The following is a 17463-nucleotide window of genomic DNA, read 5'->3' on the forward strand; positions in this document are numbered from 1 at the left end:
CCCGAGGTGCCCCCGGCAACGCGACCGGGACGATGCCTCGGGACGGACCCGACGCCCCGGCCGGGAACCTGCACCGGGCAGGGTGCGGGCCGGACCGTGACGACGCGACCGGAAGCGGGGCGGAGCGGCCGTTGAGACCTGGTCAGCGGCCATTGAAAGCGTCCCGCAGGCGGGAGAAGAAGCTCTGCTGCCCGGGGGCGAACTTACCGGGCGGGCGCTCCTCGCCGCGGAGCCTGGCGAGCTCCTTCAGGAGGGTCTCCTGCTCAGCGTCGAGGCGGGCGGGGGTCTCCACGTTCACATGGATTAGCAGGTCGCCTCGGCCCGTCTCGTTCAGCCGTTGCACGCCCCGCCCGTAGAGGGGGATCGTCTGCCCGGACTGCGTGCCGGGACGAATGTCGAGCTCCTCGGCGCCGTCGAGCGTCTCCATGGTCAGGATGGTGCCGAGCGCGGCCGCGGTCATCGGGATCTGCACGGTGCAGTGCAGGTCGTCGCCGCGCCTCTCGAAGATCTCGTGGGGACGCTCGACGATCTCCAGGAACAGGTCTCCGGGCGGACCCCCGCCCGGGCCGATCTCGCCTTCGCCGGCGAGCTGGATGTGGGTGCCGTCCTCGACACCGGCCGGGATGCGGACCTTGATGGTCCGCCGGGTGCGGACCCGGCCGTCACCCGAGCACTCCTGGCAGGGGTTGCGGATGATCGATCCGAAGCCGCCGCACTGGGGGCAGGGGCGGGAGGTCATGACCTGGCCGAGGAAGGACCGGGTGACCTGGGAGACCTCTCCCCGGCCATGACACATGTCACAGGTGTCGGGGTGGGTGCCGGCCGCGGCCCCTGAGCCCGTGCAGACCTCACAGACCACGGCGGTGTCGACGACCAGCTCGCGGGTGGTGCCGAAGCCCGACTCGCGCAGGTCGAGCTCGACCCTGATGGTCGCGTTGCGCCCGCGGCGGGCACGGGAGCGGGGGCCTCGGCCACCGCCTCCACCGGCCGCGCCGAAGAAGGCGTCCATGATGTCGCTGAACGGGAAGCCGGCGCCGAAGCCCCCGGCGCCCGCACCGCCGCCCGCGGCGAACGGGTCGGCACCCATATCGTACATCTGCCGCTTGCCGGAGTCGGACAGGACCTCGTAGGCCTGTGTGATCTCCTTGAAGCGCTCCTGAGTCTCAGGATCGGGGTTGACGTCGGGATGCAACTCGCGTGCCAGGCGGCGGTACGCCTTCTTGATCTCTTCCGCACTGGCGTCACGGCGCACCCCGAGGGTGCCGTAGTAGTCGCTCTTAGCCACTTTTCGTTGACCTCTTATGATGCAGCCAGAATCTGGCTGACGTAGCGTGCCACCGCGCGCACCGCGCCCATCGTGACCGGGTAGTCCATTCGCGTCGGGCCCAGCACACCGAGCCGGGCGAGTTGCTTGTCCCCGGAACCGTATCCAGCGGCGACGATGGATGTGCCCTGGAGTCCGGTGTAGGGGTTCTCCGAGCCGATCCGCACGGTCAGCGCGGAAAGGTCCGAGGTCTCACCGAGCAGTCGCATGAGCACGACCTGCTCTTCCAGGGCCTCCAGCACGTCGCGGAGCCCGACGGTGAAGTCGGCTCCCGCGAGGTTGGCGGCCCCGGCAAAAACGATCTTCTCATCATGCCTGTCCACCAGGGACTCGAGCAGTACGGACAGGATAGTCGCCGCGAGCGGTCGATCCTCCGCGGGCAACCGCTCCGGCAGATCGGCGACCCGGTCGGGAACGCTGGTGAGCCCGCATCCGTCGAGGGAGGCGTTGAGCATCGCGCGCAGGTGTGCCACGCGCTGCTCGTCGATGACGTCGGGCACCTCGATCACGCGCTGCTCGACCCTGCCGGTGTTGGTGATCAGCACGAACATCAGCCGGCGCTCGCTCAGCGGCACCAGCTCGACGTGCCTGACCGTCGAGTGGGTCAGCGTCGGATACTGCACCACGGCGACCTGCCGGGTGAGCTGGGCCAGCAGCCGCACCGTCCGCATGACGACGTCGTCGATGTCCACGGCGCCCGCGAGGAAACTCTCGATCGCCTTGCGTTCCGCGCTCGACAGGGGTTTCACCTGCGAGAGCCTGTCGACGAAGAGCCGGTAGCCCTTGTCGGTGGGCACCCGGCCGGCGCTGGTGTGGGGTTGGGCGATGTAGCCCTGCTCCTCCAGCATCGCCATGTCGTTACGGATCGTCGCCGGGGACACCCCCAGGTTGTGCCGGTCCGCGAGAGCCTTCGACCCCACCGGTTCGTTGGTGGACACGTAGTCCTCGACGATGGCGCGGAGCACGGCGAGCTTGCGGTCGTCGACCAACGTGGTCACCTCCCTGCCTGCGTTCAGAGGGAAACACGAGGCTTGGCACTCTGTGTTCCCGAGTGCCAAGTGTACGGCCCCCGCACGGAAGGCGCGATAAGCGAAAGCGGTGGATGATGACGGCAAGCCTTTGTCAAGTCAACTGCTATCGCGATCCAAGCGATACCCACCACAATTTGCACATGTCCAACGATTTCGGTTCTTATCCGGGCGACGCCTCCCGCGGCCCCGGTCACGGCGGCCCTCAGCAGCCGTATGGTCAGCAGTACGGCCAGCAGCAGCCCGGCCAGCAATACGGTCAGCAGCCGTACGGCCAGCAGCCCCCCTCGTACGGTTACGCCCCTCCCGGTTACGGCGCCCCGCAGGGACCGCCTCCCAGCGGAAAGATCAAGCCTGGCATCGGATGGATCGTCGGGGTCTGGTTGCTCGCCCTGGTCAGCATCGTCGTCGGCATCGGCGGCTTCGCCGGTGGCATCCTCGGCGCGGTCACCGACGCGGCCCCGACGCGGACGTTCGCCCCCGGCGAGACCGCGACGGTCGCGCTCGACCCGGCGGACAAGCCGGCGATCTACGTCGCCACCGGCGGGCCCACCAAGTTCGAGTGCACGCTCACCGGCGGTACGAGCACGCCCCGCCTGCAGAAGCCGGACATCCAGCAGACCGTCGCGGGATCCGACGGCGTCACCTGGGAGATGGGCCTGCGGGTCGGCGTGGACCAGGCGGGCGACTACCAGGTCCAGTGCTCCGCCGACCCCGCCGACGGCACGACCTTCGGCGTGGGCAGGGAACTGTCCGCCGACTCGCTGGTGGGCGGGGTGGCCGCCCTGTTCTTGATCCCCGGTATCGGGATCCTGCTCGCCATCGTCGTGACGATCGTCGTGCTGGTGAAGCGCAGCGGCGCCCGCAAGCGCCAGGCCGCCGCCGCGTCGTCGATGGGGCAGTGGGGACAGCCGGGACCCTACGGCAGGTGACGCCGGTGTTTGCTAGCGTCCCACCTGATCCCCGGCGAGAGAGGGTGGCGGTCGGTGATGTACGAGCGTGACGTTCTGGCGGGAGACTGGCGGCGCCCGCGCAGGGGGACGATCCCCCAGGTGCCCGCGGAGCTCGACCTGGTCGTCGAGGACGCCGACGGCGGCTTCTGTGGCGCCGTGGTGGCCTGCGACAAGGAGGCCGTCACCCTGGAGGACCGCTTCGGGCGCCGGCGGGTCTTCCCGCTGGAGCCGGCCGCCTTCCTTCTGGAGGGCAGGGTCGTGACCCTCGTACGACCCGCCGCCGCGCCGCGCGGCCCGAGGCGGAGCGCGTCGGGTTCCATCGCGGTCGAGGGCCTGCGGGCCCAGGTCGCGATGGAGAGCCGGATCTACGTGGAGGGCGTGCACGACGCCGCGCTCGTGGAGAAGGTCTGGGGGCACGACCTGCGGGTCGAGGGCGTGGTCGTGGAGTATCTGGAGGGGGTCGACCACCTGCCCTCGATCGTCGATGAGTTCGGCCCGGGGCCGGGGCGGCGGCTGGGTGTGCTCGTCGACCACCTCGTCCCCGGTTCCAAGGAGAGCCGGATCGCCGCGCGGATCTCCTCACCGCACGTACTGATCGTCGGGCACCCGTTCGTGGACGTCTGGCAGGCGGTCAGACCGCAGGTGCTCAGGATCCCCTCCTGGCCGTCGGTGCCCCGCGGGGTGCCCTGGAAGGAGGGTGTCATCGCCGCGCTGGGCTGGAATGTGGAGCCTGCCGCCGCATGGCGCCGCATTCTCGGATCGGTTACGACATATGCCGATCTGGAGCCAGAGCTCCTCGGCCCCGTCGAGGAGCTGATCGACTTCGTGACGGTTCCGGACGAGGACGGATAGGCCGTCAACCCATCAGGAGGGGACATGAGCGAGAACCCCGAAGGCCCATCGGCCGACGACCCGACGCGGCGGGTCGGCAACCCTCCGCCGGACCACTCCTGGCCGGGGCAGAGCACCCCGCCCCCGGACCAGGGATACGGGCCCGGCGGCCAGGGTCACCCCCCACCGGGCCAGGAATACGGATCCCACGGGCAACCGGACCAGCGGTACGGGGGCTACCCGCCGTACACCTCCCCGTACGCCTCCGACGGCTACCCGGGTGGTTACCAGCACGGATACCCCGAATACGGGGCGTACGGCCCCCCGCCGAGATACGGCCACCAGGCGCCCCCTGGAACGTACGGCCCGCGACCGGGCAGCGACGACACCACCATGGCGATGCTCGCCCACCTGCTGGGCCTGCTCACCTCCTTCGTCGGGCCGCTGGTGCTCTATCTGGCGAAGAAGGACGAGTCGCCCTACGCGCGCGACCAGGCCGCCGAGGCGCTCAACTTCCAGCTCACGGTGCTGATCGCCTACGCCGTCTGCTGGGTCCTGGCGTTCGTGTTCATCGGTTTCCTGCTGATGTTCTTCCTCTGGGTCGGATCGATCGTCATGGCGATCGTCGCCGCGCTGGCGGCCAACCGGGGAGAGACCTACCGCTATCCGATAAACATCCGCTTCGTCGGCTGACCCGCCCGGCGGACCGGCCGGTGCCCCGGAGCTCTCAGGTGAGATCCCGGACCAGGGCGTCCGCCAGGAGACGACCGCGCAGGGTGAGCACCGCACGGCCCGCCTTGAACGGCTCCACCTCCAGCAGGCCGTCGGCGAGCGCGCGAGCGACCACGGGCGGGCGTTCCAGCTCGCCGAGCGGGAAACCCCGGGCTAGCCGCAGCTCCAGCATCAGCCGCTCCACCGCCCGGTCCTGAGGGTCCAGCACCTCGCGCGCGTGCGCGGGCGAGGTGCCCTCGGCCAGACGCCGGGCGTAGGCGGCGGGGTGCTTCACGTTCCACCAGCGAGTGCCGCCGACGTGGCTGTGCGCCCCGGGACCGACGCCCCACCAGTCGCCGCCGGTCCAGTAGAGCAGATTGTGCCGGCAGCGCCCGGCCTCCGAGGTCGCCCAGTTGGACACCTCGTACCACTCGAACCCCGCCTCGGCCAGCATGGCGTCGGCGATCAGGTAACGATCGGCGGCCACGTCGTCGTCGGGCATCGGGAGCTCGCCGCGCCTGATCCTGGCGGCCAGCTTCGTTCCGTCCTCGACGATCAGCGAGTACGCGGAGACGTGGTCCGGCCCCGCCTCGATCGCAGCGGCCAGCGACGCGCGCCAGTCGTCGTTGCTCTCCCCCGGCGTGCTGTAGATCAGGTCGAGGTTGACGTGGTCGAACCCCGCCTCCCTCGCCTCCCGTACCGCCCGCGCGGGGCGGCCGGGGGTGTGGCGGCGGTCCAGCACCTGGAGCACGTGCTCGCGGGCGCTCTGCATCCCGAAGCTCATCCGGTTGAACCCGCCCGCGCGCAGCTCCGCCAGGTAGGCGGGATCCACCGACTCGGGGTTGGCCTCGGTGCTCACCTCGGCGCCGGGGGCGAGCCCGAACTCCTCCTCGATCGCCTTCAGGATCCGTACCAGATCCCCGGCGGGGAGCAGGGTGGGGGTTCCCCCGCCGAAGAACACGGTCTCGACCGGGAGACGCGCGGTGCCGAGGTTGGCCCGCGCCCGCCGCACCTCCTCGACGGCGGTGTCCGCGTAGTCCTTCTGCGAGGCGCCGGGGCCGAGCTCGGACGCCGTGTAGGTGTTGAAGTCGCAGTAACCGCACCGGGTCACGCAGAAGGGGACGTGGACGTAGAAGCCGAAGGGCCGCTCGCCGAGTCCGGCGAGCGCGCTCTCCGGGAGCTCGCCGGAGGCGGGTACGGGATCCCCGTCGGGAAGTGTGGATGGCACGCCCCAAGTCTGCCGCTTTCCCCGCGATGCCCGGTACGCCGAAGATCCGATGCTCAGGGACACCGACCGGCTCGAAGCCAGGGCCGTCGGCTTCGAGCCTCGGCCCTCGCCTATCGACCGGAGTCGCCTCCGTCGGCGAGGACCGCGGCCGGCGGAGGCGGGGGCCAGACCTTGCGGTCCTGGCGAGGCGACCGGGCACGGCCCCTCGGGGCCGGGTCGTCCGGCGCGGGCGGCCCGGGGCGCTCGTCCGGTGGAAGATGCTGCTGCCAGTCGGCGGGATCCTGCCGCCACTCTTCGGGCGGGATCCTGCTCCCGCCCGGAGGGACGCCCCCGGAAGGCCGCACCGAAGGCGTCTGAGCCGACGGGGCCTGGAGCGGCGGGAACCCGGCCGGCGAGGACCGGCTCGCCGAGGGCAGGCCCCCTGTGGACGCCCCACACCCGGGACATCGCGACAGCCCGCGCACAGGGGTGCCACATCGGTTGCAGAACGCCTGCTGCTCCATGCCTTACCAAGGTAGTCGAAGCGTCCTGCCGTCCACCGGTCAAAACGCCGATGGCCGTTGACGGCCAGATCGCGCAGGTCTACGATCCGGGAAAACTTAAAGGAAAGTTTCCTATAAGTTACTATTCCAAGCAGTGGAGAAGCCCGTGCAGAGACTCCTCCGTAAAGTGATCGCGACAGCCCTCGCCGCGGGTCTCGTGGCGGTGGCCGCGCCGGCCCCCGCCCAGGCTCAGGCATCTCAAGGACTCCAGGGACACGGTGACCGCTACAAGCGGGTCGCCTACTTCGTCCAGTGGGGCATCTACGGTCGCAACTACCACGTCAAGGACATGGACACCAGCGGCGCCGCGGCCAAGCTCACCCACATCAACTACGCCTTCGGCTTCGTCAACGCCGAGGGCTCCTGCTACTCCCCCGACCCGTGGGCCGACTGGCAGCGCCCGGTGCCCGCCGAGCAGAGCGTGGACGGCGTCGCCGACGTCGAAGGGCAGGCACTGAACGGCAACCTGAACCAGCTGAAGAAGCTCAAGGCCAAGCACCCCGGGCTCAAGGCCCTGATCTCCCTCGGCGGCTGGACCGGCTCGAAGTACTTCTCCGACGCGGTGCTGACCCCCCAGGGCCGCGCCAAGCTGGCCTCCTCCTGCATCGACCTGTGGCTGAAGGGCAACCTGCCCGGTACCGCCCCCGGCACCGGGGCCGGTGTGTTCGACGGCATCGACCTCGACTGGGAGTGGCCCGGCTCCTCAGGGGAGGTCGGCAACATCATCCGCCCCGAGGACAAGCGGAACTTCACCCTGTTCGTCGCCGAGATCCGCCGCCAGATGAACCAGTTCGACCAGCGCACCGAGCTGACCGCCTTCCTGCCCGCCGCCGCCGCGAAGATCGACGCGGGCTTCGAGGTCCGCGACGTCTTCAAGCAGCTCACCTTCGCCACCATCCAGGGCTATGACCTGCACGGCTCGTGGGAGACCGTCACCGGCCACAACGGCAACCTGTTCAACGACCGGCGCGACCCCCACCCGGTGAAGTACAGCGTGGACCAGACGGTCCGCGACTACCTCACGCGCGGCGCACCCGCCAAGAAGCTCGTGGTGGGCGTACCGGCGTACGGCCAGGGCTGGACCGGCGTCACCGGCGGGAAGAACGGCCTGTACGGCACCGCCACCGGCCCCGCTCCCGCCACCTACGCCGCCGGAAGCGAGGACTACAAGATCCTCGTGAAGAAGCCGGGCAAGCGCCACCGCGACCTGCTGACCGGGACCGTGTGGCTCTACGACGGCAACGAGTTCTGGTCCTACGACGACCCGGCCACGCTGCTGCAGAAGGCGGCCTACATCCGCCTGAAGGGCCTCGGCGGCTCGATGATGTGGTCCATCGACCAGGACGACACCCGGGCGTCGCTCACCTCGGCGCTCTACAGCGTCCTGCGCTGAGCGATCCCCCTCATACCGGGCGAGGCCGCAGGATCTGGGTCACCAGCGGCCTCGCCCGCACGTTTCAGCTATTTCTTGGCCTTGTCCGTGGAGGACTCGGTGGACAGCGCGGCGACGAACGCCTCCTGAGGCACCTCGACCCGGCCGACCATCTTCATCCGCTTCTTGCCCTCCTTCTGCTTCTCCAGCAGCTTGCGCTTTCTGGAGATGTCGCCGCCGTAGCACTTGGCGAGGACGTCCTTGCGGATGGCGCGGATGTTCTCACGGGCGATGACCCGGGCGCCGATCGCCGCCTGGATCGGCACCTCGAACTGCTGCCTGGGGATGAGCTCGCGCAGCTTCTTGGCCATCTCGACCCCGTAGGCGTACGACTTCTCCCGGTGGACGATGGCGCTGAAGGCGTCCACGGCCTCGCCCTGGAGCAGGATGTCGACCTTGACCAGATCCGACTCCTGCTCGCCCGAGGGCTCGTAGTCCAGCGAGGCGTAGCCGCGCGTACGGGACTTGAGCTGGTCGAAGAAGTCGAAGATGATCTCACCGAGCGGCATGGTGTAGCGGATCTCGACGCGGTCCTCGGACAGGTAGTCCATGCCCTGCAGGTTGCCCCGGCGGTTCTGGCAGAGCTCCATGATCGCGCCGATGAACTCCGAGGGGACGAGCACGGTCGTCTTGACCATCGGCTCGAAGACCTTCTCCACCTTGCCGGTGGGGAACTCCGAGGGGTTGGTGACGACAACCTCCTTGCCGTCCTCCATGATCACCCGATAGACCACGTTGGGCGCGGTCGAGATGAGCGAGAGGTTGAACTCGCGCTCCAGCCGCTCGCGGACGATCTCCATGTGGAGCAGGCCGAGGAAGCCGCAGCGGAATCCGAAGCCGAGCGCCGCGGAGGTCTCCGGCTCGTAGTCCAGGGCGGCGTCGTTGAGCTGGAGCTTGTCCAGGGCCTCGCGCAGGTCGGGGTAGTCGTCCCCGTCGATCGGATAGAGACCCGAGAAGACCATGGGCTTGGGGTGCTCGTAACCACTGAGCGCCTGGAGGGCCGGACGCGTCACGGAGGTCACCGTGTCGCCGACCCGCGACTGGCGGACGTCCTTCACCCCGGTGATCAGGTAACCCACCTCGCCGACGCCCAGCCCCTTGTCGGCGATCTTCGGCTCGGGCGAGATGACACCGATCTCCAGCGTCTCGTGCGCCGCGGTGGTGGACATCATCAGGATGCGCTCACGCTTGCCCAGATGGCCGTCCATCACCCGGACGTACGTGATCACGCCGCGGTAGGTGTCGTACACCGAGTCGAAGATCAGCGCACGGGCGGGCGCGTCGGCGTCGCCGACCGGGGCCGGAACGTTCGAGACCACGTGGTCCAGCAGCTCGCGGACGCCGACGCCGGTCTTGCCGGAGACCCTCAGCACGTCCTCCGGCTCGCAGCCGATGAGGTGGGCGATCTCCGCGGCGTACTTCTCCGGCTGGGCGGCGGGCAGGTCGATCTTGTTGAGCACCGGGATGATCGTCATGTCGTTGTTCATCGCCAGGTAGAGATTGGCCAGTGTCTGCGCCTCGATGCCCTGCGCGGCGTCGACCAGCAGGATCGCGCCCTCGCACGCCTGGAGCGACCGGGAGACCTCGTAGGTGAAGTCGACGTGCCCGGGGGTGTCGATCATGTTGAGGACGTAGTCGGTGTCGCCGACCTTCCAGGGAAGCCTGACCGCCTGCGACTTGATCGTGATGCCGCGCTCGCGCTCGATGTCCATGCGGTCGAGATACTGGGCACGCATGGAACGGTCGTCGACCACTCCGGTGATCTGCAGCATGCGATCGGCGAGCGTCGACTTGCCATGGTCGATATGCGCGATGATGCAGAAGTTGCGGAGCACAGCGGGGTCGGTCTGGCCAGGCTGAATGCGCACCGGGATCCGTTTCAACAGATTGATGACGATCATACGGCTGGCATGCCAGCCGTCTTCCATGGTGACATGTCCGGGTGATTGCCCGGACCAGAGCACGGCGCGGCCTGCGGTTCCTCGCTACGGTGGCGGCCCTGCTCCTCGCGCTTCCAGGGGTGGCCGTGGCCATCCTCACCCTGCAGTTTACCGGGACACCCGCCCCATGGGCGAAGACGACCGGCCACGACGCCCTGTGGCTGGGCCACGCGTGGGTCGACGGCCGCAAGACGGCCGACGACGTGCGGACCCTCGCCGCCCGGCTGCGAAAGACCGGGATCAAGGACGTGTACGTCCATTCCGGCCCGTTCGACTCGGACGGGACACTGCCCGCCGGCGCGTATCCGAAGGCGGCCGACTTCCTGAAGTGGTGGCGCGAGGAACTCCCCAAGGTCAGGGTGTCCGCCTGGCTCGGCCAGAAGGTCGACGGCGTCCTGGATCTCGACGACGCCGCCTCCAGGCAGCGCGTGCTGGAGGGGGCCCGTGCGATCACGGAGCTCGGCTTCGACGGCGTCCACTACAACTTCGAGCCGATCGGCGACGGCGACACCGACTTCCTCGACCTGCTCACCCAGACCCGGGCGATCGTGGGCGACGGCCTGCTCTCCACCTCGACCCCGCAGATCGAGCCGTTCCCGCTCGTCCGGCCGGCCGTCCGCGCGGCCCTCGGCCACGACAAGTACTGGTCGCCCGCCTACTTTCGCGAGGTCGCGAAGCTCACCGACCAGGTGGCGATCATGACCTACGACTCCTACCTCCCCTTCCCCACCGTCTACGGCGGCTACGTCGTACGGCAGACCTCGCTCGCGCTGGAGATCGTCCCCGAGGAGAAGACGGTGCTGATCGGCGCCCCGGCCTATCACGACCACGGTGTCTCCTGGGCCGACGAGGCCGAGAGCGTCGAGAAGGCGGCGACGGGCGCCCGGCTGGCGCTGACCTCGTACGGCAAGCCGCGCGAACGGTTCGGCCTGGCGCTCTACGTCGACTTCGCCGCCACCAAGGAGGACTGGGCGGAGTACGAGAAGTTCTGGTTCAAGCCATGAGGATTCCGGCCCGAGCCATCGGGACCACACGCTAGACTGATCAGGCATCCCTCTGCCCGGCCTGTCGATTTGAGTGTCGACCACGGCAGTTGGTAGCCTAGTCAACTGCGTGTGGCGCGCCCTCTCTGCCCGCGCGCCCCATCCAACGACATTCACCGAGGCTTCTTCGTGGCGAACATCAAGTCCCAGATCAAGCGCAACCGGCAGAACGAGAAGGCCCGGCTGCGCAACAAGGCTGTCAAGTCTTCCCTGAAGACGGCCATCCGCAAGTTCCGCGAGGCCGCCGACCAGGGTAACGTCGAAGAGGCTGTCGCGCTGCAGCGCGCCGCCTCCCGCCAGCTGGACAAGGCTGCCAGCAAGGGCGTGATCCACAAGAACCAGGCCGCCAACCGCAAGTCGGCGATCGCCCAGCGCACCGCCGCCCTGTCGGCCGCCAAGTAGTCCCAGGTTCCGCGAACGCCGCATCCCTTTGGGATGCGGCGTTTCTGCGTTTCCCGCCGTCCCGCCCCGGCGGCTTCGGTTTCCGGCGGTCCTGTAAGGGGCTCCTCTCCCCCGTATCCGCCTAACGCCCCGTGCGACTGGCGACCACGGTCTGGACCATGTGCTCCAGCGCGTACGCGGGGTCGGCCCCGCCGCCCTTCACCTGCGCATCGGCTGTGGCGGCCGCCTGGATGGCACGGGCGAGCCCTTCGGGCCCCCAGCCGTTCAGCTGCCGCTGGACCCGGTCGATCTTCCAGGGCGGCATGCCGAGATGGCTGGCGAGCTGACCACCCCGGAGGTTGCGGGGAGCGCCTCCCACCTTGGCCAGCGAGCGCAGGCCCCCGGCGAGCGCGCTCACCAGCAGGACCGGGGCCGTACCGGTCGAGAGCGCCCAGCGCAGCTGCTCCAGGGCGTCGCCCAGCCGCCCCTCGACCGCCGAGTCCGCCACGGTGAAACCGCTCACCTCGGCCCTGCCCCGGTGGTAGCGCGCGACGGCGGCCTCGTCGATCGTCTTGCCGGGGGTGTCGAAGGCGAGCTGGCTGCACGCGGCGGCCAGCTCGCGCAGGTCGTTGCCCACGGCGTCGAGGAGGGCGGAGGCGGCGTCGGCCCCGATGGTGCGCCCGGCCCGCTTCAGCTCCGCCTTGACGAACGCGAGACGCTCGGCCGGTTTGGTCACCTTGGTGACGGAGACCACCTGGGCACCGGCCTTCTTGACCCCGTCGACCAGGGCCTTGCCCTTCACTCCTCCCGGATGGACGAGGACGAGCACGGTCTCGTCCGCCGGGTGTGCCGCGTAGGAGACGACCTCGGCGATGACGTCCTTGCCGAGGTCCTGGGCCGAGCGGACGACCACCACGGACCTCTCGCCGAACAGCGAGGGCGACGTCATGCGGGTGAGCTCCCCGAGCTCCATCTTCGAGCCGGGGAGGTCGTGCACCTCGGCGGTCGGATCGGCCGCCTTCGCCGCCGAGGTCACCTCGCTCACCGCGCGGTCGGCCAGGAGTTCCTCGTCGCCGAGGATGAGGATCACAGGTGCCGGATCGATTGCCGCCATGTCGAGCAGCATGCCACGTCCCGGTGACCGGCTGGGCCGTCGGCAAGCCGTTCGCAATCGAAATGCAGGTGCCACCGGGCACCCTGGGAAACACCAGAGGAGGTGAGAACCATGACAAACTCCACCATTCGCCGACACGCCTGCCCTCGCTGCGGAACATCCCTCGACGAGGGCCCGATCATGTACCGTTGCGCGCGCTGCAGCCGGTCGGTCTACGCCGCCGATGTGGACACCGAGTTCCGCCGCCAGGCCGGGAGCGGGAACTGATCCGCACCGGCGCGACCGGACCCGGAAGCCTGCCCACCAGCCTGCCCACCTCGGCCCGGACGCCCCGAGCCGCCCGCGAACGAGTCTCCGCCCCCCTCGCGATGACGGCCAGAGCCCCCTCGCGGACCACCACGGCGAGGTCTCCCGACAGATCCGTTCGGTAGACGCGGGCGCCGAGTCGACGCAGCGCGGCCAGGGTCGACGGGGCGGGGTGGCCGTAGCCGTTGTCCGCCCCCACGCTGATCAGAGCGGCGCGGACACCGGAGGCGGCGAGGAAGCCCGGGTCGTGCCTGCCCGATCCGTGGTGCGGAACCTTGAGGATCTCGGCGGACGGCAGACCGCGCCGGAGCAACTCCGCCTGGGCCTCGGTCTCGATGTCGCCGCTGAGCAGGGCCGCCCCCGCGGCCCAGCGGACGTGCACCACAACGCTCGCGTTGTTGACGGCCGCCCCCTCCCCCGCGCCGGGCGGGGGCGCTTCGGCCGCCGGGCCGATGACGGTGAGTTCGGAAGGCCCGAAACACCAGCTCACACCGGGCCTCGCCGCCCACTCGACCACATGGCGACGGGCGAGGGCGTCGCTCAGCCTCCTCCCCTCGTGCCCTCCGGCATCGTGTGGGGTCACCACCACCGCCCCCACGACGCGTCCGCGAAAGACCCCGTCGAGCCCTCCCACATGGTCGAGATGCGGATGGGTGAGAATGACCAGCGGCACCTCTTTGATCCCCATGGAGCGCAGGCAGCGGTCCATCCGCACCGGGTCGGGGCCCGCGTCCACCACCACGGCCCGCCCCGGTCCCGCCGCGACGAGCAACGCGTCTCCCTGACCGACGTCACAGGCCAGGAGCAACCATCCGCGAGGCGGCCAGCGTGCCACGATCGGCACGGCCACCGTCACGGCGAGAACCAGCCCGGCCAGTGCCGCGAGGGCGATCAGGCGTGACCGCCGGTGTCGCAGCACCAGCACCGCGAGCGGGACGGCGGCGGCCAGCAGGAGCAGGCCGGTGACGCCGCCCGGCCACGGGATCACGCCCAGCGGGAGTCCGGCGGCGTGCGCGGCCACCTCGATGATCCATCCGGTGGCCAGCCCCGCCGGCCGGACCAGCAACTGGGCGAGCCCCATGTGCAGCGGGGCGATCAAAGCCACCGCGAAGCCGAGCAGGGTGGCGGGGGCGACGGCCGGTCCCGCGAGCAGGTTGGCGGGAATCGCCACCGGCGCGAGCTGCCCCGACATCAGGACCAGGACGGGGGTCACAGCGGCCTGAGCCGCGGCGGCCACCGCGGTCGCCTCCGCGAGCCATCGGGGCATGCGGGCCGAGAGCCGGTCGCGCCAGCCGGGAGCGAGGACCAGGATGCCCGCGGTGGCCGCGACCGACAGGGCGAAACCGTAGGAACGCGCGAGACCGGGAACGAAGAAGATCAACCCCAGGACCGTCACCGACAGGGCGGCGACACCGTCACGCGAGCGGCCCGTGCCGAGGGCGAGGGCGGCGACTCCACCCATCAGGAGTGCCCTGAGCACGCTCGGCGAGGGCCGGGCGACGACCGCGAAGGCGACCATGGCCGACATCGCCAGCACCGCCCGCGCCGCGAGGGGCAGCCCGGCCATTCTGGCCAGCGCGACCGCCGCCCCCGCCACGACGGCGAGGTTCGCGCCGGAGACCGCGAGCAGATGGCTGAGGCCTGCCGCCTTGAAGTCGGCCTTGACCTGCTCGTCCATCCGGGACACGTCACCGACCACCAGGCCGGGCAGCAGTCCGCGCTGCGCCGGAGGCAACACGTCGGCCGCCTCCCGCAATCCCGACCTGAGTGCCCCGGCCGCGCGCTGCTCCCAGGACGGCCCGCTCAACACTCGCGGTGCCCCTCTGACCAGCACCACCGCCGCGAGCAACTCTCCGGGGCCGGCCCGGCCGAAGCGACCGGTGACCTCCACTCGCTGGCTGGGCAGCAGGAAGCGCCACTCGGCGCCCGAGACGAACAGCACCACCGGAGCCCGCAGCACCACCCTGCCCGCTCCCGTACCGACCGACTCGACCCTGGCGGGCACCACGAAGCTCTCCCGGAGGGAAGGCCCTCCCCTCCTGCCCGTCTCCCGCGGGTCGTCGGTCACCACCACCTCGGCCACCGCCAGGGCGTTTCCTCCCGCGAGCTCGGCGACCGGTCCCGTACCGACCGCGTGCACCCGGAAGGCCACCGATCCCGCCACCGCGGCCGCGCACCCAAGGACCGCGATCATCGCGTTTCGCCGGCCCGCCACTCCCGGTGGCCGGGTCAGGACGGCCATCGCCAGGGCACCTGCGGCCATGAGACCGGCCGTCACGGCACCGGTCACAGCCGAGCAGCCCAGCAGGACGAGGGCGGTGATCCATGAGGCCGCCGCCGGCAGCACCAGCTGAGCGGCATGTGCGCGCCTCCCCTTGCCGGAACCCTCCGGGCCTCCCTGCCCGCCCGAGCCTGCCGCACCTCGGGAATGACCGGGGTCGGCGGACCATCGGGGACCGCCGGAGCCGATGGACTCCTCCGGTCCGCACGCTCCCCCGAGACTCCGAAGAGCGGCGACATCGCGGCGAGGAGGGCCACCGGAGCCGGCTGCCGTGATGACCGTGACGAGCCGTGTCACGACCTCCCTCGCCGTCGGCGCGTCAGACACGGACCTTGTCGCGCATCTCGGCGTACTTACGGTCGCCTATCCCGCTCACGTCGCGAAGCTCCTCGACGGTGCGGAAACCACCGTGGGCGTCGCGATATTCGGCGATGCGCCGGGCGAGCACCTCACCAACGCCCGGTAACCGCTCAAGCTGCTCGGGGGTGGCCGTGTTGAGGTCGACGACGGCGGTGGCGGGATCCACGGGATTCACCGGGTTGGGCGCCGCCGCGACGACGGCCGCGCCGGAGGGTCCGACGACGATCTGTTCGCCGTCGACGAGCCTGCGCGCGAGGTTGAGGGATCCCGTGGCGGCCGCCCCACGGATGCCCCCGGCTGCCTTGACCGCGTCGGCGACCCGGGAACCGTCCGGCAACGTGAGCACTCCGGGACGCCGGACCTTACCCGTCACGTGAACGGTGAGTCCGGTGAGCGGCGCGGACTGCCGGCGTGGAGCGATGGCGGGCGCCGACAGCGGTGGCCCGGAGACCGGCACAGGTGGTGCCAGGGGCTCGGGCTCCGGTTGGGACCGCCAGGCGTACACGCCTCCCATGACGAGGGCGATCAGGGCGACAAGCAGCAGGAGACGCGGCCCGGGACGGCCGGGCACGAGCGCGGGGCTCTGGATGGCCACGACCTTGCGAAGCGCCTCGAAGGACGGGGGGATCGGTGCCGAACGCAAGCGCGAGGCGGGGCTGTCGTGGACGACATCCTCCATCCCGTCATGAACGCCGGGCCGCGCGTGCCGGCCCCGGCGCGGTATGCCGCCCGGACGGCGTGGCGAGAGCAGGGGGTCGGGGGCGGATGATTCGCACCCCGTCAGGATCCTCAGCCGCGACTCGGCTTGGAACCGCTCGATGTTCTGGCCTGTGGTCCGCACCCGCAGGACGTTACGGTGGCGGCGGCGAGCGAACTTTCACCGAATCTGGTTCTGTGGATAACCGGAAGATCGCGCGACAGAGGGGTGGACGCCGGTCATCTGATCGGCGTGTGGGACACCGAAGGCCCGGAGACCTACGAGCGCAGAGAGGTGCGAGCGCAGAGAGTCACGGGCGCGAGACATCCGCGGGTGTCCCGTGTGTCCCCGCTGTCGCTGTCACGAATTCGGAGACGTCGGCTCCGAATCGGAGACGTCAGGGCCCCGAAGACGTCAGAGGCTCACGAGAGGAGACGGTGATGCCCAGCATGCCGGGGCCGACATGGGCGCCGATGACCGAGCCGACCTCGACGACGACGACCTCGGTGAGTGCGGAAATACGTCCCTGCAGGCGTGCGGCCAGGGCTTCCGCGCGGGACCGTGCGCCGAGATGCTGGACGGCGATCTCCACCGGGCCCGTGCCCGCGGCCTCGACCGCGAGGTCTTCGAGGCGGGAGATGGCACGACTCGCCGTACGGACCTTCTCCAACGGGACGATCATCCCGCCGGATATGTGCAGGATCGGTTTGATCATCAGCGCCGAGCCGAGGAGGGTCTCCGCGGCGCCGATCCGGCCTCCCCTGCGGAGATGCTCCAGGGTGTCGACGTAGAAGAGGCTGCGGGCCGACTCCGCCCGGCGACGGGCGACGTCCGCCACCTCTGTCCGGGGCGCGCCCCGCGCGGCGGCGCTCGCGGCCGCGAGGACGGGGAATCCGAGACCCATGGCGATGGACCTGCTGTCGACGACGTCGACGGGAACGGGAGAGTCCTCGGCTCCCGCGCGGGCGGCCTCGACCGTACCGGACAACTCCGCCGACAGGTGGACGGAGACGATACCGCTCGCGCCCCGGGCCGCCGCTTCGCGGTAGACATCGGTGAAACGTCGTGGGGCGGGCCTGGAGGTCGTCACCCGGCCTCGTTCCCCCAGCACGTCCTCGCCGCCCGCGCCGTCGGTCCACGCCATGTCGTCGAACGACCTGCCGCCGACGACCACCTGGAGGGGCACCACGACGACTCCCAGGCGGGAGACCTCCTCCTGCGGGAGGTAGGCGGTGGAGTCCGTGATGACGGCGACCGGTGCGGGCATGTCCAGAGGCTACGTGGAGGAGATC

At 70.3% G+C, this 17463-nt stretch carries 14 protein-coding genes; 6 read left to right on the plus strand and 8 right to left on the minus strand.

The window, feature by feature from the left end; translation table 11 throughout:
* Positions 1 to 142: 142 nt before the first annotated feature.
* On the minus strand, positions 143 to 1285 hold the full coding sequence (dnaJ, locus tag AB0B96_RS13340) for a molecular chaperone DnaJ (protein WP_362898431.1): 1143 nt from the start codon (positions 1283 to 1285) through the stop codon (positions 143 to 145).
* A 14-nt stretch (positions 1286 to 1299) separates the two neighbouring features.
* On the minus strand, positions 1300 to 2313 hold the full coding sequence (gene hrcA / locus AB0B96_RS13345) for a heat-inducible transcriptional repressor HrcA (protein ID WP_362502214.1): 1014 nt from the start codon (positions 2311 to 2313) through the stop codon (positions 1300 to 1302).
* Between the two features lie 182 nt (positions 2314 to 2495).
* On the opposite strand from hrcA, the gene AB0B96_RS13350 reads away from it, so the two are divergent.
* Genes AB0B96_RS13350 through AB0B96_RS13360 form a run of 3 tightly spaced genes read left to right on the plus strand, consistent with a single transcriptional unit; the run spans position 2496 to position 4829 of the window.
* Positions 2496 to 3284, plus strand: a complete 789-nt coding sequence (locus AB0B96_RS13350) for a hypothetical protein (protein WP_350944567.1) — start codon at positions 2496 to 2498, stop codon at positions 3282 to 3284.
* Between the two features lie 57 nt (positions 3285 to 3341).
* Positions 3342 to 4157 (plus strand): DUF3097 domain-containing protein, encoded by an 816-nt coding sequence (locus AB0B96_RS13355; RefSeq protein ID WP_362898432.1) that lies wholly within the window; start codon positions 3342 to 3344, stop codon positions 4155 to 4157.
* A gap of 24 nt (positions 4158 to 4181) precedes the next feature.
* Positions 4182 to 4829 (plus strand): DUF4870 domain-containing protein, encoded by a 648-nt coding sequence (locus tag AB0B96_RS13360; protein WP_362898433.1) that lies wholly within the window; start codon positions 4182 to 4184, stop codon positions 4827 to 4829.
* A 34-nt stretch (positions 4830 to 4863) separates the two neighbouring features.
* Here the strand turns inward: AB0B96_RS13360 and hemW are convergent, their stop codons facing one another.
* A complete protein-coding gene (hemW, locus tag AB0B96_RS13365) occupies positions 4864 to 6075 on the minus strand; it encodes a radical SAM family heme chaperone HemW (RefSeq protein WP_362898434.1) in 1212 nt (403 codons plus the stop codon).
* Between the two features lie 648 nt (positions 6076 to 6723).
* Here hemW and AB0B96_RS13370 point away from each other — a divergent pair.
* On the plus strand, positions 6724 to 8010 hold the full coding sequence (locus AB0B96_RS13370) for a glycoside hydrolase family 18 protein (protein WP_350944573.1): 1287 nt from the start codon (positions 6724 to 6726) through the stop codon (positions 8008 to 8010).
* 68 nt (positions 8011 to 8078) lie between these two features.
* On the opposite strand, the gene lepA is transcribed toward AB0B96_RS13370, so the two are convergent.
* Positions 8079 to 9950 carry a translation elongation factor 4 gene (gene lepA, locus AB0B96_RS13375; protein ID WP_350944575.1) on the minus strand — a complete coding sequence of 624 codons (1872 nt, stop codon included), beginning with the start codon at positions 9948 to 9950 and terminating at the stop codon, positions 8079 to 8081.
* 89 nt (positions 9951 to 10039) lie between these two features.
* Here lepA and AB0B96_RS13380 point away from each other — a divergent pair, with 89 nt between their 5' ends.
* Entirely contained in the window at positions 10040 to 10993 is a 954-nt protein-coding gene (locus AB0B96_RS13380; protein ID WP_362898437.1) for a hypothetical protein, read from the plus strand.
* Between the two features lie 168 nt (positions 10994 to 11161).
* Positions 11162 to 11434 (plus strand): 30S ribosomal protein S20, encoded by a 273-nt coding sequence (gene rpsT, locus AB0B96_RS13385; protein ID WP_362501329.1) that lies wholly within the window; start codon positions 11162 to 11164, stop codon positions 11432 to 11434.
* A gap of 121 nt (positions 11435 to 11555) precedes the next feature.
* Here rpsT and holA read toward each other — a convergent pair whose 3' ends face one another.
* The 4 genes from holA to AB0B96_RS13405 all read right to left on the minus strand — a co-directional run bounded on the left by holA (position 11556) and on the right by AB0B96_RS13405 (position 17438).
* Entirely contained in the window at positions 11556 to 12527 is a 972-nt protein-coding gene (gene holA, locus AB0B96_RS13390; RefSeq protein WP_350944580.1) for a DNA polymerase III subunit delta, read from the minus strand.
* Positions 12528 to 12705: 178 nt separating this feature from the next.
* The gene (locus AB0B96_RS13395) at positions 12706 to 15180 is read right to left on the minus strand and encodes a ComEC/Rec2 family competence protein (protein ID WP_362898440.1); all 2475 of its coding nucleotides are present in this window, start codon (positions 15178 to 15180) and stop codon (positions 12706 to 12708) included.
* Between the two features lie 253 nt (positions 15181 to 15433).
* The gene (locus tag AB0B96_RS13400) at positions 15434 to 16315 is read right to left on the minus strand and encodes a ComEA family DNA-binding protein (protein ID WP_362898442.1); all 882 of its coding nucleotides are present in this window, start codon (positions 16313 to 16315) and stop codon (positions 15434 to 15436) included.
* Between the two features lie 253 nt (positions 16316 to 16568).
* Positions 16569 to 17438, minus strand: a complete 870-nt coding sequence (locus tag AB0B96_RS13405) for a DegV family protein (RefSeq protein ID WP_362898444.1) — start codon at positions 17436 to 17438, stop codon at positions 16569 to 16571.
* Positions 17439 to 17463: the final 25 nt, after the last annotated feature.

Source organism: Streptosporangium sp. NPDC049046, assembly GCF_040649155.1.
GTDB lineage: Bacteria > Actinomycetota > Actinomycetes > Streptosporangiales > Streptosporangiaceae > Streptosporangium.